General features: G+C 74.5%; 23 protein-coding genes. 17 read left to right on the top strand and 6 right to left on the bottom strand.

Annotated elements, in window-relative coordinates; all coding sequences use genetic code 11:
* The first annotated feature begins 35 nt into the window (after nt 1-35).
* From ABUL08_RS18250 to ABUL08_RS18220, 7 genes are all read left to right on the top strand, one after another.
* Nucleotides 36-1058, top strand: a complete 1023-nt coding sequence (locus ABUL08_RS18250; protein WP_350931131.1) for an aldo/keto reductase — start codon at nt 36-38, stop codon at nt 1056-1058.
* A 5-nt stretch (nt 1059-1063) separates the two neighbouring features.
* The gene (locus tag ABUL08_RS18245) at nt 1064-1561 is read left to right on the top strand and encodes a hemerythrin domain-containing protein (protein ID WP_350931130.1); all 498 of its coding nucleotides are present in this window, start codon (nt 1064-1066) and stop codon (nt 1559-1561) included.
* A gap of 149 nt (nt 1562-1710) precedes the next feature.
* Nucleotides 1711-2988: a sensor histidine kinase gene (locus tag ABUL08_RS18240; RefSeq protein WP_350931129.1), complete on the top strand. Its 1278-nt coding sequence runs from the start codon at nt 1711-1713 to the stop codon at nt 2986-2988.
* Complete coding sequence (locus ABUL08_RS18235; RefSeq protein WP_350931128.1) at nt 2985-3635, top strand: response regulator transcription factor; 651 nt, start codon at nt 2985-2987, stop codon at nt 3633-3635. The genes ABUL08_RS18240 and ABUL08_RS18235 overlap by 4 nt, the downstream gene beginning before the upstream one ends.
* Before the next feature lie 50 nt (nt 3636-3685).
* Nucleotides 3686-5128 carry a sigma 54-interacting transcriptional regulator gene (locus tag ABUL08_RS18230; RefSeq protein ID WP_350931127.1) on the top strand — a complete coding sequence of 481 codons (1443 nt, stop codon included), beginning with the start codon at nt 3686-3688 and terminating at the stop codon, nt 5126-5128.
* Between the two features lie 2 nt (nt 5129-5130).
* Nucleotides 5131-7083 carry a VWA domain-containing protein gene (locus ABUL08_RS18225; protein ID WP_350931126.1) on the top strand — a complete coding sequence of 651 codons (1953 nt, stop codon included), beginning with the start codon at nt 5131-5133 and terminating at the stop codon, nt 7081-7083.
* Nucleotides 7084-7147: 64 nt separating this feature from the next.
* Complete coding sequence (locus ABUL08_RS18220; protein WP_350931125.1) at nt 7148-7624, top strand: hypothetical protein; 477 nt, start codon at nt 7148-7150, stop codon at nt 7622-7624.
* Between the two features lie 417 nt (nt 7625-8041).
* On the opposite strand, the gene ABUL08_RS18215 is transcribed toward ABUL08_RS18220, so the two are convergent.
* A complete protein-coding gene (locus ABUL08_RS18215; protein ID WP_350931124.1) occupies nt 8042-9007 on the bottom strand; it encodes a GlxA family transcriptional regulator in 966 nt (321 codons plus the stop codon).
* Between the two features lie 19 nt (nt 9008-9026).
* On the opposite strand from ABUL08_RS18215, the gene ABUL08_RS18210 reads away from it, so the two are divergent.
* A complete protein-coding gene (locus ABUL08_RS18210; protein ID WP_377522305.1) occupies nt 9027-10385 on the top strand; it encodes an MFS transporter in 1359 nt (452 codons plus the stop codon).
* Between the two features lie 19 nt (nt 10386-10404).
* On the opposite strand, the gene ABUL08_RS18205 is transcribed toward ABUL08_RS18210, so the two are convergent.
* Both ABUL08_RS18205 and ABUL08_RS18200 read right to left on the bottom strand, forming a co-directional pair.
* Nucleotides 10405-11130 carry an RICIN domain-containing protein gene (locus tag ABUL08_RS18205; protein WP_350931122.1) on the bottom strand — a complete coding sequence of 242 codons (726 nt, stop codon included), beginning with the start codon at nt 11128-11130 and terminating at the stop codon, nt 10405-10407.
* 58 nt (nt 11131-11188) lie between these two features.
* Complete coding sequence (locus ABUL08_RS18200; RefSeq protein ID WP_350931121.1) at nt 11189-11473, bottom strand: DUF427 domain-containing protein; 285 nt, start codon at nt 11471-11473, stop codon at nt 11189-11191.
* A gap of 95 nt (nt 11474-11568) precedes the next feature.
* Here ABUL08_RS18200 and ABUL08_RS18195 point away from each other — a divergent pair, with 95 nt between their 5' ends.
* The 4 genes from ABUL08_RS18195 (at nt 11569) to ABUL08_RS18180 (ending at nt 15786) form a co-directional block, all read left to right on the top strand.
* Nucleotides 11569-12951, top strand: a complete 1383-nt coding sequence (locus ABUL08_RS18195; RefSeq protein WP_350931120.1) for an FAD-binding oxidoreductase — start codon at nt 11569-11571, stop codon at nt 12949-12951.
* On the top strand, nt 12948-14291 hold the full coding sequence (locus ABUL08_RS18190; RefSeq protein ID WP_350931119.1) for a class I SAM-dependent methyltransferase: 1344 nt from the start codon (nt 12948-12950) through the stop codon (nt 14289-14291). Before ABUL08_RS18195 ends, ABUL08_RS18190 begins: the two co-directional genes overlap by 4 nt.
* Before the next feature lie 90 nt (nt 14292-14381).
* The gene (locus ABUL08_RS18185; protein ID WP_350931118.1) at nt 14382-14942 is read left to right on the top strand and encodes a helix-turn-helix domain-containing protein; all 561 of its coding nucleotides are present in this window, start codon (nt 14382-14384) and stop codon (nt 14940-14942) included.
* Entirely contained in the window at nt 14935-15786 is an 852-nt protein-coding gene (locus tag ABUL08_RS18180) for an SRPBCC family protein (RefSeq protein ID WP_350931117.1), read from the top strand. The genes ABUL08_RS18185 and ABUL08_RS18180 overlap by 8 nt, the downstream gene beginning before the upstream one ends.
* Nucleotides 15787-15841: 55 nt before the next feature.
* Here the strand turns inward: ABUL08_RS18180 and ABUL08_RS18175 are convergent, their stop codons facing one another.
* The 3 genes from ABUL08_RS18175 to ABUL08_RS18165 form a co-directional block, all read right to left on the bottom strand.
* Nucleotides 15842-16216, bottom strand: a complete 375-nt coding sequence (locus tag ABUL08_RS18175; RefSeq protein WP_350931116.1) for a VOC family protein — start codon at nt 16214-16216, stop codon at nt 15842-15844.
* Between the two features lie 208 nt (nt 16217-16424).
* Nucleotides 16425-17627: an RNA polymerase sigma factor gene (locus ABUL08_RS18170; protein ID WP_350931115.1), complete on the bottom strand. Its 1203-nt coding sequence runs from the start codon at nt 17625-17627 to the stop codon at nt 16425-16427.
* 5 nt (nt 17628-17632) lie between these two features.
* A complete protein-coding gene (locus ABUL08_RS18165) occupies nt 17633-17962 on the bottom strand; it encodes a YciI family protein (RefSeq protein ID WP_350931114.1) in 330 nt (109 codons plus the stop codon).
* A 122-nt stretch (nt 17963-18084) separates the two neighbouring features.
* Here ABUL08_RS18165 and ABUL08_RS18160 point away from each other — a divergent pair, with 122 nt between their 5' ends.
* From ABUL08_RS18160 to ABUL08_RS18140, 5 genes are all read left to right on the top strand, one after another.
* On the top strand, nt 18085-18318 hold the full coding sequence (locus tag ABUL08_RS18160) for a zinc-ribbon domain-containing protein (RefSeq protein ID WP_350931113.1): 234 nt from the start codon (nt 18085-18087) through the stop codon (nt 18316-18318).
* Nucleotides 18319-18567: 249 nt separating this feature from the next.
* Complete coding sequence (locus tag ABUL08_RS18155; protein WP_350938692.1) at nt 18568-19644, top strand: hypothetical protein; 1077 nt, start codon at nt 18568-18570, stop codon at nt 19642-19644.
* A complete protein-coding gene (locus ABUL08_RS18150) occupies nt 19641-21116 on the top strand; it encodes a hypothetical protein (protein WP_350931112.1) in 1476 nt (491 codons plus the stop codon). The genes ABUL08_RS18155 and ABUL08_RS18150 overlap by 4 nt, the downstream gene beginning before the upstream one ends.
* A gap of 86 nt (nt 21117-21202) precedes the next feature.
* Complete coding sequence (locus ABUL08_RS18145; RefSeq protein WP_350931111.1) at nt 21203-21823, top strand: hypothetical protein; 621 nt, start codon at nt 21203-21205, stop codon at nt 21821-21823.
* A 29-nt stretch (nt 21824-21852) separates the two neighbouring features.
* Nucleotides 21853-22491: a class I SAM-dependent methyltransferase gene (locus ABUL08_RS18140; protein ID WP_350931109.1), complete on the top strand. Its 639-nt coding sequence runs from the start codon at nt 21853-21855 to the stop codon at nt 22489-22491.
* The last annotated feature ends 92 nt before the right edge of the window (nt 22492-22583 follow it).

The following is a 22583-nucleotide window of genomic DNA, read 5'->3' as shown; positions in this document are numbered from 1 at the left end:
CGTGGCACGCGGGCCGGCGGGGTAGCTTCGAGGCCATGCGATTCGTCCCGCTCGACACCCCGAAGCCCATTTCCAAGATCGGTCTCGGCACCTGGCAGTTCGGCTCGAAGGAGTGGGGCTACGGCCCCGACTACGAGCGCCGGGCGGCGGACATCGTCCGGCGCGCGCTCGACCTCGGCGTCACCCTCTTCGACACCGCCGAGCTGTACGGCTTCGGCCGCAGCGAGCGGATCCTCGGCGCGGCGTTGCGACCACGCCAGTCCGGCGCGTCCGACACCGCGCCGCGACCTGGCGCAGCCGTCGGCGACGACCTGGCCAAGGTCGTCGTGGCCAGCAAGATCTTCCCGGTGCTCCCGATCGCCCCGGTGGTGCAGCAGCGCGCGGTCGCCTCCGCCGCCCGGCTCGGCGTCAGCAGCATCGACCTCTACCAGGTGCACCAGCCGAACCCGGTGGTCGCCGACACCACCACCATGCGCGGCATGCGGGCCCTCCAGGACGTCGGGCTGGTCGGCGAGGTCGGCGTCAGCAACTACAACCTGCGCCGGTGGCGCTTCGCCGAGGCCGCGCTGGGCCGCCGGGTGCTCAGCAACCAGGTCCGCTACAGCATGATCGACCGCGCTCCGGAGGAGGACCTGATCCCGTACGCGGAGCAGGCCGGCCGGATCGTCATCGCGTACAGCCCGCTCGCGCAGGGGTTCCTCTCCGGCCGGTACGACGCGAAGAACCCGCCCAGCGGGGCGGTGCGCCGGGCCAACCCGTACTTCCTGCCGGAGAACCTGGAACGCGGCACCGAACTGATCGCCACGCTGCGCGAGGTGGCCGGCGCGCACGACGCCACCCCCAGCCAGATCGCCCTGGCCTATCTGCTGCACCACCCGAACGTGGTGGCCATCCCCGGCGCCTCCAGCGTGGAGCAGATGGAACGCAACGCCGCCGCCGCCGAGATCGACCTCGCCGACGACGAGTACGCGGCCCTCGGTGCCGCCGCGCGGCAGTTCCGCCCGATCACCGGCCTCGCCGCCGTGCCGAAGCTGATCCGCGCCCGGACCGGGAAGTGACCACGATGGACGACATCACCGCGCTGATCCTCGACGACCACGCCGCCTTCCGACGCGGCTTCGCCCGGCTCGACGACGCCCGGGACGACGACGAGCTGCTGGCCATCTGGGATGCGCTCAGCCTGCACCTGGACATCCACGCCGAGGCGGAGGAGACGATCCTCTATCCGCACCTGGTCCGGCACGGCGACGACGGCGAGGAGGAGACCGAGGACGCCATCGGCGACCACAACAAGATCCGGGACGCGATCGCCGAGGCGAAGCGGCACCCGGTCGGCTCGGACGAGTGGTGGGCGGCGGTCTGGACGGCCCGCCGGGAGAACAGCGAGCACCTCGCCGAGGAGGAGGACGAGGCGCTGCCCGACTTCCGCCGGCACGCCGGGGTGGAGCTGCGCGCCGAGCTGGGTGCGCGCTGGCTCACCTTCTACGGCGAGCACAGAGGCGGCCGGAACCTCACCTTCTCCGACAAGGACCCGTCGGGTTACGTGGCCGACCACCGCTGACGCCGGCCGAGACCCGTCGTGCGTCGCTCTGGGTGCGGCTGTGGTGGTTCCGGCGACAACAGCTGCACCCGGAGCCGGTGGTGGGCGGCGACGGGATCTCCCCTGGGTGGGGGAGTCGGGCGGGTGGTGGTCGGCGCGAGAATGGCCGGGTGACGGTTGCGGGGGTGCTGGCGCCGCTGGTGCGGGGGAGCACGTGGCGACGGGCCGTGTTCCTGCTCCTCGGCGGGGTGCTGCTGCTGCCGTACGCGCTGATCGCGGCGGCCTTCGCGCAACTGCTGACCAACCAGGACGTACCCCGGCCGCTGGCCGCCGGGCTGCTGCTGGTGGCCGTGGTGCTCGCGGTCGTGCCGGTCTTCCTGGCCGGCAGCCGGGCGCTGGAGGTGGCTGCCGCGCGGGCGCTGCTCGGCGCGGACCTGCCCGAGCCGGCGGCCGGTCACCGGCTGGACCGGGAGACCCGGCTGCGCTCCGCGCTCTGGATCGCCCTGCACCTGGTCAGCGGGGGGCTGGTGCTCTTCGCGGCGATCAGCGCGTTCCCGATGGCGCTGGTCTTCATCGCCCAGCAGTTCGGCCTGCGCACCGGCCCGCCGGAGGCGTTCGGCGTCGGTCCGCTGGCCGGTCACGCCCCGGGCTGGACGGCACTGGCCGGGGTGCTGCTGCTGGTCGGGCTGGGATACGCGGTCGCCGGGCTGGGTGCGTTGGCCGCCTCGATGGCGCCCGTGCTGCTCGGCCCGTCGCAGGGGGAGCGGATCGCCGCCCTGGAGGCGCGGGCCGCCCGGCTCGCCGAACGGAACCGGCTGGCCCGGGAGTTGCACGACTCCGTCGGGCACGCGCTGACCGTGGCCACCCTCCAGGCCGCCGCTGCCCGGGAGCTGCTCGACGCGGATCCCGGGTTCGCCCGGCGGGCGCTGCGCGCCATCGAGGAGACCAGCCGGCACGCGATGGAGGACCTGGACCACGTGCTGGGGCTGCTCCGGGAGAGCGACGGCGGCGTGCGCGGCTCCGCCGGCACCGCGCCGCAGCGCACCCTGAGCCAGCTCGACCGGCTGGTCGCCGACACCCGGGCCGCCGGCCTGACCGTGGAGTCGCGGGTCAGCGGTCCGCTCGTCGAGCTGCCGGCGGCGGTGTCCCGGGAGGGCTACCGGATCGTGCAGGAGGGCCTCACCAACGCCGCCCGTTACGGCCGTGGCCCGGTGACGCTCCGGGTCGACGTGCCTGAGAAGGAGCCGGACGGGCCCGGTCGGTGGTTGGAGATCGAGCTGGTCAACGCGGTGCGCGGCGCGACCGGGCCGGGGCGCGGCGGACGCGGCCTGGACGGCATGCGGGAGCGGGTGCTGCTGCTCGGCGGGCGGATCACCGCCGGCCCGGAGGGGGACCGCTGGCAGGTCCGGGTGCGGCTGCCGGTGGCCGGGAAGGACGGTACGAGGTGACCATCGACGTGCTGATCGTCGACGACGACGAGCTGATCCGGCTCGGGCTGCGGGCGATCATCGACGCCCAGCCCGACCTGCGGGTGGTCGGCGAGGCCACCGACGGCGCGGAGGTGCCGCCGCTGGTGGCGAAGCTGCGCCCCCGGGTGGTGCTGATGGACGTCCGGATGCCGGCCATCGACGGCATCCAGGCCACCCGCCGGCTGCTGGCCACCTCCGCCGACCCGCCGAAGGTGCTGGTCGTCACCACCTTCGCCAACGACGAGTACGTCTATGACGCGCTGCGCGCGGGTGCGAGCGGCTTCCTGCTGAAACGGGCCCGCCCGGCCGAGGTGGTGGAGGCGGTCCGGGTGGTGGCGGCCGGCGACTCGCTGCTCTTCCCCGCCGCGATCCGGCAGCTCGTCGGCGCGTACGGCGGGCGGAGTGGGGACGGGCTGCGCTCCGCGCGGCTCACCGAGCGGGAGGGGGAGGTGCTGCGGCTGATGGCCACCGGGCTGTCCAACACCGAGATCGCCGTCCGGCTGGTGGTGGGGGTGGAGACGGTGAAGACGCACGTCGGCAACGTGCTGGCCAAGCTGGGTGTCCGGGACCGCACCCAGGCGGTGATCGCCGCCTACGAGTCGGGTTTCGTGGTGCCCACGGGTTGAGTCGACGCGAAAGGGGCGGTTGCCCGGTGGGCCGCGCTAGCGTTGGCCGGGTGACTGCGCCCAACCAGGTTTCCCCGGTCCCGCCCGCCGATCTGCCCTCCACGCTCGGCGAGCTGCGGGCGTCCGGCCACCACCACCGGACGGTCAAGGCAGAACTGCGCGCCAACCTCCTCGCCCGGATGCGGTCCGGCGAGGACCGCTTCCCCGGCATCGTCGGGTATGACGACACCGTGCTGCCCGAGGTCGAGCGGGCCCTGCTCGCCGGCCACGACATGGTGCTGCTCGGCGAGCGCGGCCAGGGCAAGACCCGGCTGATCCGATCGCTCGGCGCGCTGCTCGACGAGTGGACCCCGGTGATCCCCGGCTCGGTGCTCAACGAGCACCCGATGCACCCGCTCACCCCGGCGTCCCGGGCGCTGGTCGCCGAGGCCGGCGACGACCTGCCGATCGGCTGGCTGCACCGGTCGATGCGGTACGGCGAGAAGCTCGCCACCCCGGACACCAGCGTCGGCGACCTGATCGGTGACGTCGACCCGATCCGGATCGCCCAGGGGCGTACCCTCGGCGACCCGGAGACCATCCACTTCGGACTGGTGCCGCGCACCAACCGGGGCATCTTCGCCGTGAACGAGCTGCCCGACCTGGCCGAACGCATCCAGGTGGCGCTGCTCAACGTGCTGGAGGAGCGGGACATCCAGGTCCGCGGCTACCAGCTGCGGCTGCCGCTGGACCTGCTCCTGGTGGCCAGCGCCAACCCGGAGGACTACACCAACCGGGGCCGGATCATCACCCCGCTCAAGGACCGCTTCGGCGCCGAGATCCGCACCCACTACCCGGTCGACCTCGACCTGGAGCTGGCGCTGATCCGGCAGGAGGCGGACCTGGTCGCCGAGGTGCCCGAGCACGTGCTGGAGGTGCTGGCGCGGTTCGCCCGCGCGGTCCGCGAGTCGCCGTCGGTGGACCCGCGCTCCGGCGTCTCCGCCCGCTTCGCCATCGCCGCCGCCGAGACGGTCGCCGCCGCCGCGCTGCGCCGCTCCGGTCTCCTCGCCGACGACGACACCGGCACCGCCGCGCCGGTGGCCCGGGTGGGGGACGCGGTGTCGGTGGCTTCGACGCTGCGCGGCAAGGTCGAGTTCGAGAGCGGCGAGGAGGGGCGGGAGATCGAGGTCCTCGCCCACCTGCTGCGTACCGCCACGGCGGAGACGTTCCTGGCCCGACTGGCCGGCCTGGACCTGTCCGGGTTCACCGGGCTGGTCGCCGAGGGCGCGGTGATCGAGACCGGGGAGCTGGTCTCCGCAGCCGAGCTGCTGCGCCAGGTCGGCCCGGTGCCCGGGCTGGCCAAGGTGCTCGACCGGCTCGGCATGGGGGACGCGCCCACCCCCGGGGAGGCCGCCGCCGGGATCGAGTTCGTGCTGGAGGGGCTGCACCTGACCCGCCGGCTCGGCAAGGACGTCACCGAGACCGGGCGCACCGTCTACGGCGGCCGGGGCTGACCATGGCCGGCAACCGGTTCCGGTACGGCCAGTGGCGCGGCGGCCCCGACCCGCTCGCCCCGCCGTACGACGTGCGGGCCGCGGTGGACGCGGTCGGCGCGGAGGTGCTGAACGGCGGCAGCCTCCGCGAGGCGCTGCGCGACCTGCTGCGGCGGGGCCCGCAGGGGCGGGGCGGCCTCGACGAGCTGGCCGCCCGGGCCCGCCGGATGCGCCGCGAGGCGCTGCGCCGGGGCGACCTGGACGGCGCGGTGACCCGGGCCCGCTCCCTGCTCGACCAGGCCCTGGCCGCCGAGCGGGACGAGCTGCGCGGACGCGACGGCGACGACGCGCGCTTCGCCGAGGCGGTGCTGGACAACCTGCCCCGCTCCACCGCCCGCGCGGTGCAGGAGCTGGCCGGCTACGAGTGGGCCAGCGACGAGGCGCGGCAGACGTACCAGCGGATCCTCGACGGGCTGCGCGGCGACGTGCTGGAGCAGCGCTTCGCCGGGCTGCGGGACGCGGCCCGCGCGGCCGGGGACCCGGCGGTGCAGCGGCAGCTCGCCGAGATGATGCGGGACCTCAACGAGCTGCTGGCGCGGCACGCCCGCGCCGAGGACACCACGGACGCGTTCGCCGAGTTCATGCGCCGGCACGGCGAGTTCTTCCCGGAGCAGCCGCGCAACGTCGACGAGCTGGTCGACGTGCTGGCCCGCCGGGCGGCGGCCGGTGAGCGGCTGATGCGGTCGCTGTCGGACCGGCAGCGGGAGGAACTGGCCGGGCTGATGCGCCAGTCGCTCGGCGAGGGGCTCGCCGGGGAGCTGGCCGCGCTCGACGACCACCTGCGCTCGTTGCGCCCCGACCTGAACTGGCAGCGCGGCGAGCGGGTCCGCGGTGACCAGCCGCTCGGCTACGGCGAGGCGACCGGCGCGCTCGGCGAGATCGCCGAGCTGGACGAGCTGCTGGACTCCCTGGACCCGGACCAGCCCGGCGCCACCCTGGACGACGTCGACGTGGACGCGGTGGCCCGGACGCTGGGCCGGGACGCCGCCGACGACGTACGCCGGTTGCGGGAGCTGGAGCGGGAGCTGCGCCGGCAGGGCTGGGTGAGCCGGGACGCGGACGGGTTGACGCTCAGCCCGAAGGCGCTGCGCCGGCTGGCCGGCACCGCGCTGCGCCGGGTCTTCGCCGACCTGACCGCCGGGCCGCGCGGCCAGCACGACCTGCGCACGGCGGGTGCCGCGGGCGAGGTCAGCGGTGCCTCCCGGCAGTGGGAGTACGGCGACGAGCAGCCCCTCGACGTCGTGCGCACCCTCACCCGCGCGGTACGCCGTACCGGCCCCACCGTGCCGGTGCAGCTCGCGGTCGAGGACTTCGAGGTGGTGGAGACCGAGCGGCGGGCGTCGGCGGCGGTGGCGCTCTGCGTGGACCTGTCGTACTCGATGGTCTCGCAGGGGCGGTGGGGGCCGATGAAGCAGACGGCGCTCGCGCTGTCGCACCTGGTGGCGACCCGGTTCCCGCAGGACGCGTTGCAGATCGTCGGCTTCGGTCGGGAGGCGGCACCGCTGACCCAGCAGGAGCTGGCGGCGGTGGAGCCGGACCTGGAGCAGGGCACCAACCTCCAGCACGCGCTGCGGCTGGCCGGTCGGCACCTGCGCCGCCATCCGGGTGCCGAGCCGGTGGTCCTCGTGGTCACCGACGGCGAGCCGACCGCGCACCTCGACCCGGAGGACGGGGAGGCGTACTTCCACTGGCCGCCGCTGCCGGAGACGATCGAGGCGACCGTCCGGGAGGTGGACAAACTCACCCGCTACGGCGCCACGCTCAACCTCTTCATGCTCGGCGACGATCCGGGCCTGCGCCGGTTCATGGACGCGGTGGCCCGCCGCTCCAAGGGCCGGGTCTTCACCCCCGACCTGGACGACCTCGGCGAGTACGTGGTCTCGGACTATCTGCGCGCCCGGCACGGGCGCCGCTGACCCGACCGGGTGATCCGGGCGCGTTGCGGTCGGGCGGTGCCCGGTGGCGGGGTTGGCTGGGCGGATGGACAGCGCGGAGCTGCGACGGGCGTACGACCAGGTGTTCGCGGAGGTGGACCGGGGCGGGTTCGGTCCGCCGCCCGAGGGGGAGCTGAGCGCGGAGCAGGTGGTGGCCCACCTGGCGGCCAACGACGAGCTGATGAGCGAGGCGACCGAGGCGGTGCTGGCCGGGTCGCCGTTCGCCTACTACGACCTGGAGACGATCCACCGGCCGCAGCTCGACGCGCTGGTGTCGGAGTGCGGCGGGCTGGACGGGCTGGCCGCCCTGCTCCGGGCGACCAGCCAGAAGCTCTGCGCGCTCGCCGAGCGGCTCGGTGCGGCCGCGGAGACGCCGGTGGACACGGTGCTGCGCGAGGGCTTCGACCTGGACGTGGACGACTCGCTGCCCTGGGGTCGCGTCCTGGACCTGCACACCCGCGTCCACCTGCCGATGCACCTGGCCGAGCTGCGCGCCCTCCGCCGCCAGCCCCATCCCGCCTGACCACCGCTCCCGCCTGACCACCGTCCGGGGGCGTGAGGTCGCGCGCCCGCCTCCCACGCGGGTCCACGGACGGTGCCGAGAGACGCCCTCCGTCACAGAAGGTGACGGGGCTGACCGCCCTCATGGCGACAAGCGATATGCCTCTGCGTCATATTCATGACGCGGAGGCATGTCGCTCCATTGTTTCTGCCCTCCTTCCCTCGCTGCGCTGGTGCCCGCGCTGCGCCGTGGCCGCCCGACCGGGTCGCGGCTCGGCCGGGAGGCGCGGTTGCGCTTCGGCGTGGGTGGCGGGTTGCGCTCCGGCCGTGGACGGCGGGGTTGGGCCTCGGTGGTTCGTGGCCGGGCTGTGTGCGGGGTGCACCGAGCCGCGCCCGACGGCGGAGGCGGGGCCGCCGGGCAGCGTGGTGGGGTGGCGGATCAGGCGTGCCGGAAGGTGCGGCGGTAGGTGGCGGGGGCGACGCCGACCCGCTGGTGGAAGTGCTGGCGGAGGGCGGCGGTGGTGCCGAATCCGCAGCGGTGGGCCACCTGGTCGACGGTCAGCTCGGTGGTCTCCAGCAGCAGCCGCGCCGCGTCGGTGCGCTGCTGGAGCAGCCACTGCGCGGGGCTGAGCCCGGTCTCGGCGCGGAAGTGCCGGGTGAAGGTGCGGACGCTCATTCGGGCGTGCGCGGCGAGGTCGCGCAGTGCGACCGGCTCGTGCAGCCGTTGCCGGGCCCACTCCCGGGTGGCGGCGGTGCCGCTCTCGGCCGTCCGGGGGACGGGACGCTCGATGTACTGCGCCTGCCCGCCGTCCCGCCACGGCGGCACCACACAGCGCCGGGCCGCCCGGTTGGCCACCTCGCTGCCGTGATCGCTGCGGACCACGTGCAGGCAGAGGTCGATGCCGGCGGCCACCCCGGCCGAGGTGAGCACCCCGTCGTCGATGAAGAGCACGTCCGGGTCGAGGTCGACGTCCGGGTGCTGGCGGCGGAACAGGTCGGCGTACGCCCAGTGGGTGGTGGCGCGGCGGCCGGCGAGCAGCCCGGCGGCGGCCAGCACGAAGGCGCCGGTGCAGATCGACATGATCCGGGTGCCCCGCGCGTGGGCCGCCCGCAGCGCCGCCGTGACGGCCGGGTCGACGGTGCCGTCGAAGCCGGGTGAGCCGACGTGCACCCCCGGCACGATCACCGTGTCGACGGTCTCGACGAGTTCCAGGCCGTGGTCGGGGAGCACCTGGTAGCCGCCGGTGCTGCGGACCGGCCGGCCACCCACCGTGCAGGTGGCGACGGTGTAGAGGCGGCGCAGGTCGTCGGTGCGGGCGGCGCCGAAGACCTGGCTGGGGGTGCCGAGATCGAGGCCGACCACCTGGTCGAGGGCGAGCACCGCGATCCGGTGCGGAACGGTCATGGCCCGATTATTGCGTAGGATGGCTTTCCGGCCACTCGTCCGCCCGACCGACAGGGCCGAGACTCGGAGCGTGACCCGACACCGTCGCTTCCACCCGGCCTGGACCGTGGCCGCCGTCTCCTTCGTCGCGCTGGTCGGCGCGGCCGGATTCCGCGCCACGCCGGGCGTCCTGCTGCACCCGCTGCACGCCGAGTTCCGCTGGCCGCTGGCCACCATCTCCGCCGCCGTCTCGGTCAACCTCCTGCTGTACGGGTTGACCGCCCCCTTCGCCGCCGCGCTGATGGACCGCTTCGGCATCCGCCGGGTGGTGGCCGGCGCGCTGGCGCTGGTCGCCCTCGGCAGCGGCCTGACCGTCTTCATGACCGCGAGCTGGCAGCTGATCCTCTGCTGGGGCGTGCTGGTGGGGCTGGGCACCGGCTCGATGGCGCTGGCCTTCGTGGCGACGGTCACCGGCCGCTGGTTCGTCGCCCGGCGCGGCCTGGTGACCGGGGTGCTGACCGCGGGCGGGGCCGCCGGCCAGCTCGTCTTCCTGCCGCTGCTGGCGGTGCTGGTCCGCGACCACGGCTGGCGGGTGGCGGCGCTCGTCGTCGCCGGGGCGGCGCTGGCGGTCGTACCCCTGGTGGGGTGGTTGCTGCGCGAGCACCCGGCGGAGCTGGGACTGCCCGCCTACGGGGCGACCGAGGTGACGCCGGCGCCACCGCCGGCCGGTGGGGCGGCGGGCCGGGCCCTCGGCGCGCTGGCCGCCGCCGCCCGGACCCGGCCGTTCTGGCTGCTGGCCGGCGGCTTCGCGATCTGCGGCGCGACCACCAACGGCCTGGTCGGCACTCACTTCGTGCCGGCCGCGCACGACCACGGCATGCCGGAGACCACCGCGGCCGGGCTGCTCGCCCTGGTCGGGCTCTTCGACATCGCCGGCAGCATCGCGTCCGGCTGGCTGACCGACCGGATGGACAGCCGGCTGCTGCTCGCCGCCTACTACACGCTGCGCGGGGCGTCGCTGCTGGTGCTGCCCGGCCTCTTCGCCGACACCGCCCGGCCCAGCATGCTGGTCTTCATGGTCTTCTACGGCCTGGACTGGGTGGCCACCGTGCCGCCGACGGTGGCGCTGTGCCGGGAGTACTTCGGCGCGTCCGGCGCGGTGGTCTTCGGCTGGGTCTTCGCCGCCCACCAGTTCGGCGCGGCGTTCGCGGCCACCGCCGCCGGGCTGGTCCGCGACCAGCTCGGCGACTACGCCGTCGCCTGGTACGTGGCCGGTGCCCTGTCGATCGGCGCGGCCGGGCTGTCGCTGCGGCTGCGTCGTCGCCGGGGTGACGCCGTACCGCAGCCGGTCGCCGTGCCGGTCGCCGTCGGCCGGCGGGCGTGGAGCTACCGGGGCTGAGCCGGCCGGCGGGCAGGGGTCAGGCGAGTGACCACTGCTGGTCGGGGGCTCCGGTGCAGGTGACCTGTTCGAGCTGGTCGCCGGGTGCGGTGCCGACCCGGGCGCACTTGCCGCTGTGCACGGCGACCAGCAGCACCGGCCCGGCCCCGGTCGGGGTGAGCCGCCACTGCTGGTTGGGCTGGCCGTTGCAGGACCACTGCTGCACGTCGACCCCGTCGTCGGTGCGCTGCCCGTCCACGTCGAGGCACCGGCCGCTGGCGGCGTTGGTCAGCGTCCACACGTCGGCCGCGACCGGGTTCGCCACCCACTGCTGTTCGGGGCCGCCGGTGCAGGCGGCCAGTTGCGCGTCGGCGCCCTCCGGGTCGTCGTCGGTGACCCCGACGCAGAGCCCCGAGGCGACCGCCCGGATCACCTTCGGTCCGGCCGCCGGGGGTGCCGGCGCCGCCGGGGTGGTCGCGGCGGGGGTCGGCGTGGGCTCGGCCGGGGTGGTGGGCGCGGCCTCGGTGGTCGCGGGCGCGGCCGGCTCGCTGCCCGCCGGGGTCGGCGCGGCCGCCGCCGGCAGCACCGGCTGGTCGCCGCCGCCACCCAGCACCCCGGTCGCGAAGAAGAGCCCCAGGAGTACGCCGACCACCGCGACGCCGAGCGCGATCCGCATCAGCGGGTCGCGCGGCAGCCCGGGGCGGGCCGCCGGGCGGCCGCCGTACACGGTGCCGGGCGGAGCGGGACGCGGCGCGGGTTCGGACATGCGGGCATCCTCACCCACGGCGACGGTCGATCGCCAGTCGCCCCGGCGGTGGGGTGTCTCAGTCGACGACCCGGACGTCCTTCCAGAACGCCACCCGGTCGCGCACCATCTCCGCGTCCGGCTTCGGTTCGGGGTAGTACCAGACGGCGTCCCTGGTGGTCTTCCCGTCGTGGGACAGCGAGTAGTACGACGCGGTGCCCTTCCACGGGCAGACGGTGTGCGTCGCGGAGTCGGTGATCAGGTCTTCGCGCAGCGCCGCGCGCGGGAAGTAGTGGTTCCCCTCCACCAGCACGGTGTCGTCGCTCTCGGCGACGACCAGGTCGTTCCAGACGGCTTTCGGCATGCCCCCACGCTATGCCGCGCACGCCGCCGCGACCACCACGCAACGGCCATCGTGGACGTCCCACCGATCCGCCGGCATCGGCGTAAGGTGATCTCATGCACGCTGTCCGTGATCATGAACGGGCGGTGGACACGCTGCGGCGCTCCTACGCCGCGGTGCCCGCCGGTGAGCCCGTGCGGCTGGCCAAACGCACCTCCAACCTGTTCCGCCCGAGGTCGGCGCCGCGCGTCCCCGGGCTGGACGTCAGCGGCCTCACCGGGGTGCTCGCGGTCGACCCGACCGCCCGCACGGCCGACGTGCAGGGCATGTGCACGTACGAGGACCTGGTCGACGCGACCCTCCCGCACGGGCTGATGCCGCTGGTGGTGCCGCAGTTGCGCACCATCACGCTGGGCGGCGCGGTGACCGGGTTGGGCATCGAGTCCACCTCCTTCCGCAACGGCCTGCCGCACGAGTCGGTCACCGAGCTGGACGTGCTGACCGGCGCGGGCGAGCTGCTCACCGTCCGGCCGACGGGTGAGCACGCCGACCTGTTCCGGGCCTTCCCCAACTCGCTGGGCAGTCTCGGCTACGCCACCCGGCTGCGCATCGAGCTCCAGCCGGTCCGCCGGCACGTGGCGCTGCGCAACATCCGCTTCACCCGGCTGGAGGAGCTGGCCGACGCGATCCGGGACGTGGTCGCCAAGGGGGAGTGGGCGGGCGAGCCGGTCGACGCGATGGACGGGGTGGTCTTCAGCCCCGGCGAGGCCTATCTGGTGCTCGGCAGTTTCAGCGACGAGGCGGAGCGGCCGAGCGACTACACCGGCCAGGAGATCTACTACCGCTCGCTGCGCCGGCGCACCCGGGACGCCCTCACCACGTACGACTATCTCTGGCGCTGGGACACCGACTGGTTCTGGTGTTCGGCGGCCTTCGGGGTGCAGCACCCGGTGGTCCGTCGGCTCTGGCCGGCGCGCTACCGGCGCAGCGACTTCTATCACCGACTGGTCCGGCTGGAGCACCGCCACCAGGTGGCCGCCCGGGTCGACCGCTGGCGTGGCCGGCCGGCCCGGGAACGCGTGGTGCAGGACGTCGAGATCCCGCTGGACCGCACCGCCGACTTCCTGCGCTGGTTCGACAAGCACGTCGGGATGACCCCGGTGTGGCTCTGCCCGCTGCGGCTGCGGGAGCCGGCCGGTCCCGGATCCGCCCGGGCGTGGCCGCTATATCCGCTGCAACCGGACGAAACGTATGTGAACATCGGCTTCTGGGGAAGCGTGCCGATCGCCGAGGGCGCCGCCGACGGCGACGTCAACCGGGCCATCGAGCGCGCGGTGTCGGAGGCGGGCGGACACAAGTCGCTCTATTCCGACGCGTACTACGACCGTGCGGCGTTCGACCGGCTCTACGGCGGCGAGACGTGGCGCGCGGTGAAGGACCGTTACGACCCGGACCACCGGCTCACCGGACTCTACGAAAAGGCGGTAGCGCGGCAATGAGCCTGATCGACCGTGAACAGGGGGCGGCCGACGCCCCGTCCAGCCCGCCGGCGGGAGGCCGGCGTACGGGACCGACCGTGGCGGACGTGGTCCGCGCGGTGACCTCCGGAGCGCTGCCGGTCCGGGTGACCGGCTACGACGGCAGCGCCGTCGGCCCGACCGACGCCGGGATCACCCTGTCGATCCGCTCCGAGCGGGGTCTGTCCTACCTGCTCACCGCCCCCGGCGACCTGGGCATGGCCCGGGCGTACGTCAGTGGTGACCTCGGCCTGGACGGGGTGCACCCGGGCGACCCGTACGAGGCGCTGCGGGTGCTCAAGGACGGGATGCCGCTGCGGATGCCGCCGGTGGCCGAGGCGCTGGCCCTGGTGAAGGGGCTCGGCTGGGAGCGGCTGATGCCACCGCCGCCCCCGCCGCAGGAGGCGTCGCCGCGCTGGAAGCGGGTGATGAACGGGCTGCGTCACTCGCGTACCCGGGACAGCACCGCGATCTCGCACCACTACGACGTCTCGAACGCCTTCTACGAGAAGGTGCTCGGCCCGTCGATGACGTACACCTGCGCGGTCTTCCACTCGGCGGAGGACACGCTGGAGCAGGCGCAGCGGGCGAAGTACGACCTGGTGGCGAACAAGCTGGCGCTGAAGCCGGGGATGCGGCTGCTCGACGTGGGCTGCGGCTGGGGCGGCATGGTCCGGCACGCCGCCCGGGAGTACGGCGTGAAGGCGCTGGGCGTGACCCTGTCGCGGGAGCAGGCGCAGTGGGCGCAGGCGGCGATCGAGCGGGAGGGGCTGGGTGAGCTGGCCGAGGTGCGCCACCTGGACTACCGGGACGCGCCCCGCGAGCAGTTCGACGCGATCTCGTCGATCGGGCTGACCGAGCACATCGGGGTGCGCAACTATCCGGCCTACTTCGGCGCGCTGCGGGAGCGGTTGAAGCCCGGCGGGCGGCTGCTGAACCACTGCATCACCCGGGCGGACAACCGGGCCCCGCACCGCTCCGGCGCGTTCATCGACCGGTACGTCTTCCCGGACGGCGAGCTGGCCGGGCCGGGCCGGCTGATCAGCGAGGTGCACGACGCCGGCCTGGAGGTGCACCACGAGGAGAACCTGCGGCAGCACTACGCGCTGACCCTCGCGGGCTGGTGCCGCAACCTGGTCGAGCACTGGGACTTCTGCGTCAACGAGGTGGGGCCGGGCACCGCCCGGGTGTGGGGCCTCTACATGGCGGGTTCGCGGATGGCGTTCGAGCGCAACGGCATCCAGCTGCACCAGGTGCTCGCCACCCGCAACGGCCCGGACGGGGTGAACGGCTATCCGCTGCGTCCCGACTGGACGCCCTGACCTTCGTCGCGACGAAAGGCCGCGCGACCGGCGCGGCCTTTCGTCGATCCCATTGACAAAGAAGTTTTGTACGTACAAACTGATTTTGCCATGAGAGACGTCCTGTACCTGGAAGAACGCGCGCAGGCCGAGACCCTGCTCAAGCCGCAGCGGATCGAGGTGCTGCGGCAGCTCGCCGAGCCGCACACCTGCACCGAGGTCGCCGCCGCGCTGGACCAGACGCCGCAGCGCGTCTACTACCACGTCAAGCAGCTCGTCGCCGCCGGGCTGGCCGAGCAGGTGGCGGCGCGCCCGGTGCGCGGCATCAGCGAGGGCATCTACCAGGCCGTCGCCCGGTCGTACTGGCTCTCGCCCCGGCTCGTCGGCCGGCTCGGCGGGGATCGGCGGATGCGCGACGAGCTGAGCCTCGGTTACCTGCTGGACCTCGTGGAGGAGGTCCAGGCCGACGTCGCCGCCCTCGACCGCACCGCACCGGAGCTGCCGTCGATCGGCGTCTCCGGCGAGATCCGGGTGCCCGCCGAGCGGCGGCAGGAGTTCCTGCACGACCTGCAGTCGACGCTGCAGGACCTGTTCACCCGCTACGGGGGCGCCGAAGGGGACGCCTTCAAGCTCGCCGTGGCCTGCTATCCGAGAGGTGACACAGATGAGTGATCTGCTGACCTACCGCGCCCGGCTGGCCGCGCCGGTCCACGCCGTCCGGCGCGCGCTGACCGACCCGGCCGAGCTGCGCGTCTGGTTCGCCGAGCACGCCGAGGTCGAGCTGCCGCAGCGGTACGCGTTCTGGGGCCGCCACACCCCCGAGGGCGACGCCCCGCACCAGCGCCTGCTGCACGCCGACGAACGCACACTGCGCTTCGCCTGGCTGCTCGACGGGGTGGAGACCACCAGCGAGCTGGAGCTGACCCCGGCGCAGGAGAGCACCGAGCTGACCCTGCGGCAGAGCCACTTCGTCTTCGCCGAGGCGATGAGCGGCAGCAGCATCCGCGGCGTGCTGCAGACCTTCTGGGCCCTGTCGATCGCCAACCTCGCCGCCCACCTGGAGGGTCGGCCGCTGCTGCCGCGTACCGACTTCACCTCGGCCGACCTGCGGGGCGAGCTGGTGATCGACGCGCCGGTGGACCGGGTGTGGGCCTCGCTGACCGACTCCGAGCAGGCCAGCGCCTGGTTCGGCTACCCGATCGGCATCGAGCCCTGGGTCGGCGGCCGGTACGCCATGGGCGGCTTCGAGACCGGCCACGCGGCCAAGGTGGTCGACCTCGACCCGGGCCGGAAGCTCTCCGTCGACTGGGGACCGGTGGGCGTGCAGACCTGGGAGCTGGCCGAATCCGGCGGGCGGACGAAGCTCACCTTCGTGCAGAGCGGCTTCGACGAGGGCAACCCGCCGTACGCGTCGTGGTGCGGGTCGGTGGCCGGGCTCTCCGAGCTGCGCCGCTTCCACGAGATGGCGGACTGGCGGCCGATCTGGCTCGCGGTCGAGATGCCGAGCGGGGTCTGACCCGGCCGCCCGGTCCCTGCCGTCGGCGTCGGCCGGACGGCAGGGACCGCGCAGCTCACAGGTAGGGCCGGGTGATCAGCTCGATGGCGTGCCCCGCCGGGTCCTTGAAGTAGACGCCCCGGCCGCCGTGCTCGTCGTTGATCTCACCGGGGCGGCGCATCTGCGGATCGGCCCAGTGCGTGACGCCGCCCTCACGCAGCCGCCGGTACGCCCGGTCGAAGAGCTCGTCGTCGACCAGGAAGGCGTAGTGCTGCATCTGGATCTCCACCGGCGGCTCGGCGAACTGGAGCAGCGTCCCGTCGTCGAGCTGGATGTTGGTGAAGAGGCCCCAGGACGGCGCCGCCGGAAGCTCCAGCAGCTCACGGAAGAACCGGGCCGATTCCTCGCGGTCCTTCGAGGCGATGATGGTGTGGTTGAAGCTGACTGACATCTTCGGTTGACCTCGCTCACGTGGTGACGACACAGGGACTCGTGGGTGCGAGTCGCCGTGGCGGTCCACGCGCCGGACGCGGGTCGGGCGTCCGGGGGCGGATCAGTCGTCCACCGGGTCGCCGATCCGTGCGTGGCGGGATGCCGGTCCGGTGTTCACGGTGTGAGCCTAGCCGGCGGTGGGCCCGGCGGCTGTCCCGTGCGGGCCGTCAGCCGGAGAGGTCGGCCGCGCGCCGCAGCAGGGCGCGACGTTCCGGTTCGGAGCGCACCGCGTCGGCCGCCGCCCGGAACAGGGCCGCGGCGCGTACCGGGTCGCCGAGGCGGGCGGTCAACTCGGCCTCGGCGGCCAGCGCCGGGGGATAGTCGTCGAGCGCGCCGCCGGTGCGGGCCTCGGCGAGCAGGGCCAGTCCGGGCCCGGGGCCGTACGCGTAGCCGTGGGCGACCGCCCGGTTGAGCCGGACCACCGGGGTGGGCCGCAGCCGGGCCAGCTCGTCGTAGCAGCGGGCGATCGCCGGCCAGTCGGTGGTCCCGGCGGTCGGGGCGGTGGCGTGGCAGGCGGCGATCCGGGCCTGGAGGGCGTACGGGCCGTCGCCGGCCCGGGGCAGCAGCGCGACGCCCTCCGCGATGGCGGCGTGGTCCCAGCGGGACCGGTCCTGCTCGTCGAGGGTGAGCAGGTTGCCGTCGCCGTCCCGGCGGGCGCTCCGGCGCGAGTGGTGCAGCAGCATCAGGGCGAGCAGCCCGGCCACCTCCGGCTGCCCCGGCAGCAGCGTGTCGAGCAGTCGGGTCAGCCGGAGCGCCTCGGTGGCGAAGGCGGGTTCGCCGTCGGCGTCGTACCCCCGGGTGAAGAGCAGGTAGAGCACGGCCAGGACGCCCGGCAGCCGCTCGACCAGCGCGGACCCGGTCGGCACCCGGTACGGCACCCGGGCGGCGGCGATCTTCGCCTTGGCCCGGGTGAGCCGGCGGGTCATGGTTGACTCGCTGACCAGGAAGGCGCGGGCGATGTCGGCGGTGGGCACCCCGGCGACGGTGCGCAGGGTCAGCGCGACCCGGGCCTCCAGGGCGAGCGCCGGATGGCAGCAGGTGAAGATGAGCCGGAGCCGGTCGTCCACCATGCCCCCTTCCACGGGTGGCGGCTCGGGGTCGGTGAGCAGCGTCAGGTCGCGCAGCTTGCGGCGCTCCACGGCGGCCCGGCGCAGCACGTCCAGCGCCCGGTTCCGGGCCACCGTCATCAGCCAGCCGCCCGGATTGCCCGGTACGCCGTCGCGCGGCCACCGTTCCAGCGCGGTGGCGAGCGCCTCCTGGGCGCAGTCCTCGGCGAGCGTCCAGTCGCCGGTGACGCGGATCAGGGCGGCCACGATCCGCGGGTACGCCTCGGCGCCCGCGTCGGCGACCGCCCCGGCCGCGTCGGTCATCGGGGTCAGTCCTCCATCAGCGGGCGCAGCTCGATCCGGCCCCGGTACGCCATCGGGTGCGCGCGGGCCACCTCGATCGCCTCGTCCAGGTCGGCGCACTCCAGCAGGTCGAAGCCCACGATCACCTCCTTGGTCTCGGCGAACGGCCCGTCGCTGAGCAGCAGCTCGTCGTCGCGTACCCGGACGGTGGTGGCCGCCGACGCGGGCGCGAACCGGCTGCCCGTCACCCGCTGCCCCTTGGCGTCCCGCTCGGCCACCCACTGCTCGATGTCCGGGGCGGCGTCCGGGTTCCGGTCGGGCTCGGTGTCGGTGCAGACCAACATCATGTACTTCATCAGGTCACTCCTCCGGTCGGGCTTCCATCAAGCGTGACGAACGCCGGTGGCGCATCCGGACAGCCGGGGCCGGAAAAAAAATCGCAGGTGTCGTCCGGGCCCGGGCTGGGTACTGCCGGGCGATGTTCTTCATCTTCGGGCTCCGGACCAAGGTCACCCAGTCCGGTGTCGTCACGCAGGTCTGCCGTAACTGCGGCAACCGGGCGGCGCAGGTCATCACGCGGCGGGCCACGAAGTTCAGCCTCTTCTTCATTCCGCTGATCCCGGTCCGGACCCGCTGGGCGCAGCAGTGCACCGTCTGCGGCGCCCAGTACGACATCTCCCGCGCCGAGGCGCAGCGCCTCCCGGTCGGCTGAGAGCATGGCCCGCTTCCTCTGCTGGCTGATCGGCCGGCAGCCGGTCGTCCCGCCGCCGGCCCCGGTGCACACCGTCTCCCGTCCGCCGTGCACGCCCGGTCGCCGGCACCGCCGTCGTAGCCGGCCGTCGGCGGGTGCCGGCTCACCCCGCTCGCCCTGGAACCGTTCCGCCGGGCGCTGACCCCGCCACGGGCCGGGCGTCGGCAGGAAACGCCGTGCTGCCCGGCTAGGGTGGCGGGCGTGGCGGAGATCGGGGAGCGGTTGGCGGAGATCCGGGGTGGCGTGCCACCTCGGCGGCACAACGCCCGGACCATCGCCGCGCTGACCGGCAACCCCGGCTGCACCCGCCGGGCGGTGCTGGACAGCGCCGGGGTGGACAAGCCGAAGCTGGCCGAGCGGATCGGTTTCCCGGCCCGGTTCGGCCAGTCCCGCTTCGCCATCACCCGCGGCCACGCGTTCGAGGCGCAGGTCAAGGCCGACGGCGGGGTGGAGCTGCTGCGGCTGGTCGCGGAGCGGTTGGGCGTACCGGTGCCGGCGCGGGCGAGCTGGACCGATCTCGGCGGTGACGACCTGCCGGACCGGCACGAACGCTCCCGGGTGGCGTTGACCGACGGCGGGGACGACGCGGCGCTCTTCGACCACCCGCTGCTCGGGCTGGAGGTGGCCGGCCGGCGGGTGCACCTGGAACCGGACCTGGTCGCCGCCCGGCTCGGCGGCCGCTTCCACGTCGTGGAGATCAAGTCGTTCCCGGTGATCGACGGGCAGGCCGACCCGGCGAAGGTCTCCGCCGCCGCCACCCAGTCCGCCGTCTACGTGCTGGCGCTGCGGGAGCTGCTCGCCGCCGCCGGGCGCGACCCGGAACTCGTCTCCCACGACGTGGTGCTGGTCTGCCCGCGCGACTTCGCCAACGAGCCGGTGGCCAGCCTGGTCGACGTGCGCAAACAGCTCCTGGTGCTGCGTCGCCAGCTGGACCGGATGGCCCGGATCGACGACCTGCTCGACCGGGTGCCGGCGGAGTTCACCGCCGATCCGACCGCCGACCCGGCCACCCTGACCGCCGCGCTGCGTACCGTCGAGGCCCGCTACGCCCCGGACTGCCTGGCCGCCTGCGAGCTGGCGTACTTCTGCCGGCACGAGGCGCGCGGCCACACCACGGCCCTGGGCCGCCCGGTGCGCGAGGCGCTCGGCGGGGTCGCCGACGTGGCGGAGGTGCTGGCGCTCGCCACGGGCGAGCAGACCCCCGACCCGGCCGGGGGCGAGGCCGCCGCGCTGCTGCGCGCCGCCGCCCGGCTGCGTGCCGAGGCCCTGACCGGAGACCCCGCATGAGTACGCTGCGCGCCCTCGCCAAGGCGCAGGCGGTCGCCGCCGGAGTGGCCCAGCCGGTGGCCACCGTCCGGCATCTGTGGCTGTCGGAGCGCCCGTTGGTGCTGGTGCCGCTCGCGATGGCGGGTGAGGCGAACGCCCCGCTGGCCGTCCTGGTCGGGGCGGCGCCCGACGAGGGGCGGCTGCTGATCGTGCCGCAGCCGCGCAACCGGCAGCAGCGTTTCGCGTTCGCCGCCGAGCTGGCCGCGCTGCTCCTGCCTTACCTGGACTCGTTCCGCTCCGTCACCGAGGCGGTGCCGGTGGACCGGGGCCGGGACGTGCGACACCGGTACGTCGACGCCCCGCAGCTGCTGGTGCCGAACCCGGCCGGGATCGGCTTCCTGCGGCTGCTCGGCCGGTCGACCCGGTTCCGTCGGCCGGACGGCGATCATCCGGTGCACCCGTCGGTGCCGCTGCTGGGGCGCTGGCTGACCTTCTTCGCCGAGCGGGCCGAGCAGCCGGGTTCGTCGGCGTTGCTGGCGATGACCGAGGCGTTGACCCTGCACTGGGCGACCGGGCAGAGCGCGGTGGAGGACCTGCACCTGCCGGCGCTGCTCGGCTGGATCGACCCGCCGGCCGGGCTCACCGGCGCGGAGGCGGCGGCCCGGGCGGAGGACCCGTCGGTCTGCCCGCCGGCCGGTCCGGCCACCGACCCGGACTTCGACAACCGCCGGCTCGCCCCGGCCATCGCCGCGTACGCCGAGGCCGGCGACGACCCGGTGGCGCGTGCGGCGGCGTACGCGGAGCTGGAGGCCCTGCTGCGCGGCCAGCTCGCGCCCACCTGGGAGCTGATGTGGCGCGGCGTGGGGTTGCTGCGTGCCCTGCCGCCCGGCGCCCGGGTGGCGGGCCGCTGGGACGGCGACCGGGACGCCTTCACCGGCTACGCGGAGCACGTGGACGCCGGTGGTGGCCCGCAGCCCCGCCGCGACGGTGCGGTGGCCGCCGCCCTGCGCCTGCACCGGCTGGAACGGGCCCTCACCTCCTACGCCGTGCAGCGCGCCTATGACGATCCCCTGGTGATGGCCGAGCACCGGCTGACCGGGGAGGCGTTCGTCGGTGACGTGACGCTGGCCGACCCGAAGCGGGTGGACGACAGCGGGAAGCGGCCGGTGCTGCGGCCCCGCATCCAGGTGGTGACCACCGAGCCGGTGGCGGTGCCGGTGGGGGCGACGCTGTATTCGCCGGCCCGGCCGGCGCAGAAGGCGCGGGTGGTCTTCCTGACCCCCGGCGCGGACGGCAAGACCGAGGTGGTGCTGGAACTCTCCGGCGGGATGGGGCGCGGCCTGACCGCGCCACCGGGCACGGTCCCCGAGGTGGGGGAGCGGCTCTGCTTCACCACCCTGTCGGACGCCTTCATGCCGGCGGGGAACTTCCCCGCGCCGGAGGAGACCCCGTGGACGCACGGCGGGCCGCCGGTGGAGGGGTCGCCGGGCTGACGGGCGTCAACTTCCGGACGGGACGCTTGTGTCCCGTCCGGCCGGGCCGGACGCTTCGCGAAACGTCTTCTCCCGGGGTGGCTGGCATGGACGGTCTCAACATCTACCTCGGGCTGGGCGTCGTCCTGCTCCTGGCGGCCGCCCTCGGGGAGGTGGAGGCGCTGGGCTTCCGGATCCCGCCGCTGCGCGACCGGCGGGTGCGGGTCGCGCTGGGCGTGGTCGGCGTCGTCGCGGTGGTGGCCGCCTTCGTCGCGCCCCTGCCGGGCACCGCGGCGGCGAACCGTAAGGAGGCCCGGGCGACCTATCAGCGGCAGGTGCTGGCGACCTGCGTCGCGGTCTCGTCGACCCGGCGGCTGGGGGACGGCGCGGTGCGCCTCGACGACCGGGGCCGGATCCAGCGGGACCCGATGGTGGCGTTGTTCGAGCGGCAGCTCGCCCAGGAGGACGCGGCGGTGGCGCAGCTCTGGGCCCGGGAGACACCGGCTGACCTGCGGGGGCAGCGGGACGCGGCGCGGGCGGCGTGGACGGAGAGCGAGGCGGTGATGCGGCGGCTGCTGGAGCGGATCCGCGCGCTGCCCTCGGCCTTCACCCAGGAGCAGCTCGACGCGGTGACCGGTCCGGCGACCGCGCAGGGCGCGGCGGGGTGGTCGCGGTTCCGGGGCGCGATGGCGGAGCTGGCCGGGGAGAACTGCGACCTGCCGGCCTGAGCCGCGCCGGCCGGTGCGATGCTCGATCCATGGTGGACGAGCGCTCGCGGACCCGACGCAGCTACGACACGGTGGCCGAGGAGTACCGGAGTCGGCTGGCTGACGAGTTGGCGGGCAAGCCGCTGGACCGGGCGTTGCTGGCGGCGCTGGTGGAGGAGGCCGGCGCGGGGGCGACGGTCGCCGACCTGGGCTGCGGGCCGGGGCACGTGACGGCCTGGTTGGCCGGGCGCGGGGTCCGGGCGGTGGGGATCGACCTGTCGCCGGGGATGGTGGCGGTGGCCCGCCGGTCGTGCCCGCAGGCGGAGTTCCGGGAGGGTGACCTGCTGCGGCTGCCTGCCACGGCGGGCGAGTTCGACGCGGCGGTCGCGCTCTACTCCCTCATCCACCTGAGCCCCGGGGAGCTGCCGGCGGCCGGTGTCGAGCTGCGTCGGGTGCTGCGTCCGGGGGCGCCGCTGCTGGTGGCGGTCCACCTCGGCGGCGAGGTGCGGCATCTGGACGAGTGGTGGGGTCATCCGGTGGACGTGGACTTCCACTTCTTCGCGGCGGAGACGGTGGTGGCGGCGCTCGCCGGGGCGGGCTTCGCGGTGGAGGCCCGGTTGGAGCGGGTCAGTTATCCGCAGGAGGTGGAGACCCGTCGGCTCTATCTGCTGGCCCGTAACGCAGGGTAGTCGCAACAATGTATTTACATGCTTGAAACTTAAACGGTTCAGTAGTTCAGTGGGGGGAATGAACCGCGGCTCCCGGGAAGCCGTACCACCCA

Source organism: Micromonospora sp. CCTCC AA 2012012 (assembly GCF_040499845.1).
GTDB classification, from domain to species: domain Bacteria; phylum Actinomycetota; class Actinomycetes; order Mycobacteriales; family Micromonosporaceae; genus Micromonospora; species Micromonospora mangrovi.
This window is presented reverse-complemented; position numbering and strand designations above follow the sequence as displayed.

Bases quoted from the DNA above. Each gene is read 5' to 3' on its own strand.
- ABUL08_RS18145 (WP_350931111.1), top strand. From the start codon at position 21,203: ATGGACGGTCTCAACATCTACCTCGGGCTGGGCGTCGTCCTGCTCCTG.
- ABUL08_RS18195 (WP_350931120.1), top strand. From the start codon at position 11,569: ATGCACGCTGTCCGTGATCATGAACGGGCGGTGGACACGCTGCGGCGC.
- ABUL08_RS18250 (WP_350931131.1), top strand. From the start codon at position 36: ATGCGATTCGTCCCGCTCGACACCCCGAAGCCCATTTCCAAGATCGGT.
- ABUL08_RS18245 (WP_350931130.1), top strand. From the start codon at position 1,064: ATGGACGACATCACCGCGCTGATCCTCGACGACCACGCCGCCTTCCGA.
- ABUL08_RS18205 (WP_350931122.1), bottom strand. From the start codon at position 11,130: ATGTCCGAACCCGCGCCGCGTCCCGCTCCGCCCGGCACCGTGTACGGC.
- ABUL08_RS18200 (WP_350931121.1), bottom strand. From the start codon at position 11,473: ATGCCGAAAGCCGTCTGGAACGACCTGGTCGTCGCCGAGAGCGACGAC.
- ABUL08_RS18180 (WP_350931117.1), top strand. From the start codon at position 14,935: ATGAGTGATCTGCTGACCTACCGCGCCCGGCTGGCCGCGCCGGTCCAC.
- ABUL08_RS18150 (WP_350931112.1), top strand. From the start codon at position 19,641: ATGAGTACGCTGCGCGCCCTCGCCAAGGCGCAGGCGGTCGCCGCCGGA.
- ABUL08_RS18225 (WP_350931126.1), top strand. From the start codon at position 5,131: ATGGCCGGCAACCGGTTCCGGTACGGCCAGTGGCGCGGCGGCCCCGAC.
- ABUL08_RS18175 (WP_350931116.1), bottom strand. From the start codon at position 16,216: ATGTCAGTCAGCTTCAACCACACCATCATCGCCTCGAAGGACCGCGAG.
- ABUL08_RS18170 (WP_350931115.1), bottom strand. From the start codon at position 17,627: ATGACCGACGCGGCCGGGGCGGTCGCCGACGCGGGCGCCGAGGCGTAC.
- ABUL08_RS18160 (WP_350931113.1), top strand. From the start codon at position 18,085: ATGTTCTTCATCTTCGGGCTCCGGACCAAGGTCACCCAGTCCGGTGTC.
- ABUL08_RS18210 (WP_377522305.1), top strand. From the start codon at position 9,027: ATGGCTTTCCGGCCACTCGTCCGCCCGACCGACAGGGCCGAGACTCGG.
- ABUL08_RS18185 (WP_350931118.1), top strand. From the start codon at position 14,382: ATGAGAGACGTCCTGTACCTGGAAGAACGCGCGCAGGCCGAGACCCTG.
- ABUL08_RS18190 (WP_350931119.1), top strand. From the start codon at position 12,948: ATGAGCCTGATCGACCGTGAACAGGGGGCGGCCGACGCCCCGTCCAGC.
- ABUL08_RS18220 (WP_350931125.1), top strand. From the start codon at position 7,148: ATGGACAGCGCGGAGCTGCGACGGGCGTACGACCAGGTGTTCGCGGAG.
- ABUL08_RS18165 (WP_350931114.1), bottom strand. From the start codon at position 17,962: ATGAAGTACATGATGTTGGTCTGCACCGACACCGAGCCCGACCGGAAC.
- ABUL08_RS18215 (WP_350931124.1), bottom strand. From the start codon at position 9,007: ATGACCGTTCCGCACCGGATCGCGGTGCTCGCCCTCGACCAGGTGGTC.
- ABUL08_RS18140 (WP_350931109.1), top strand. From the start codon at position 21,853: ATGGTGGACGAGCGCTCGCGGACCCGACGCAGCTACGACACGGTGGCC.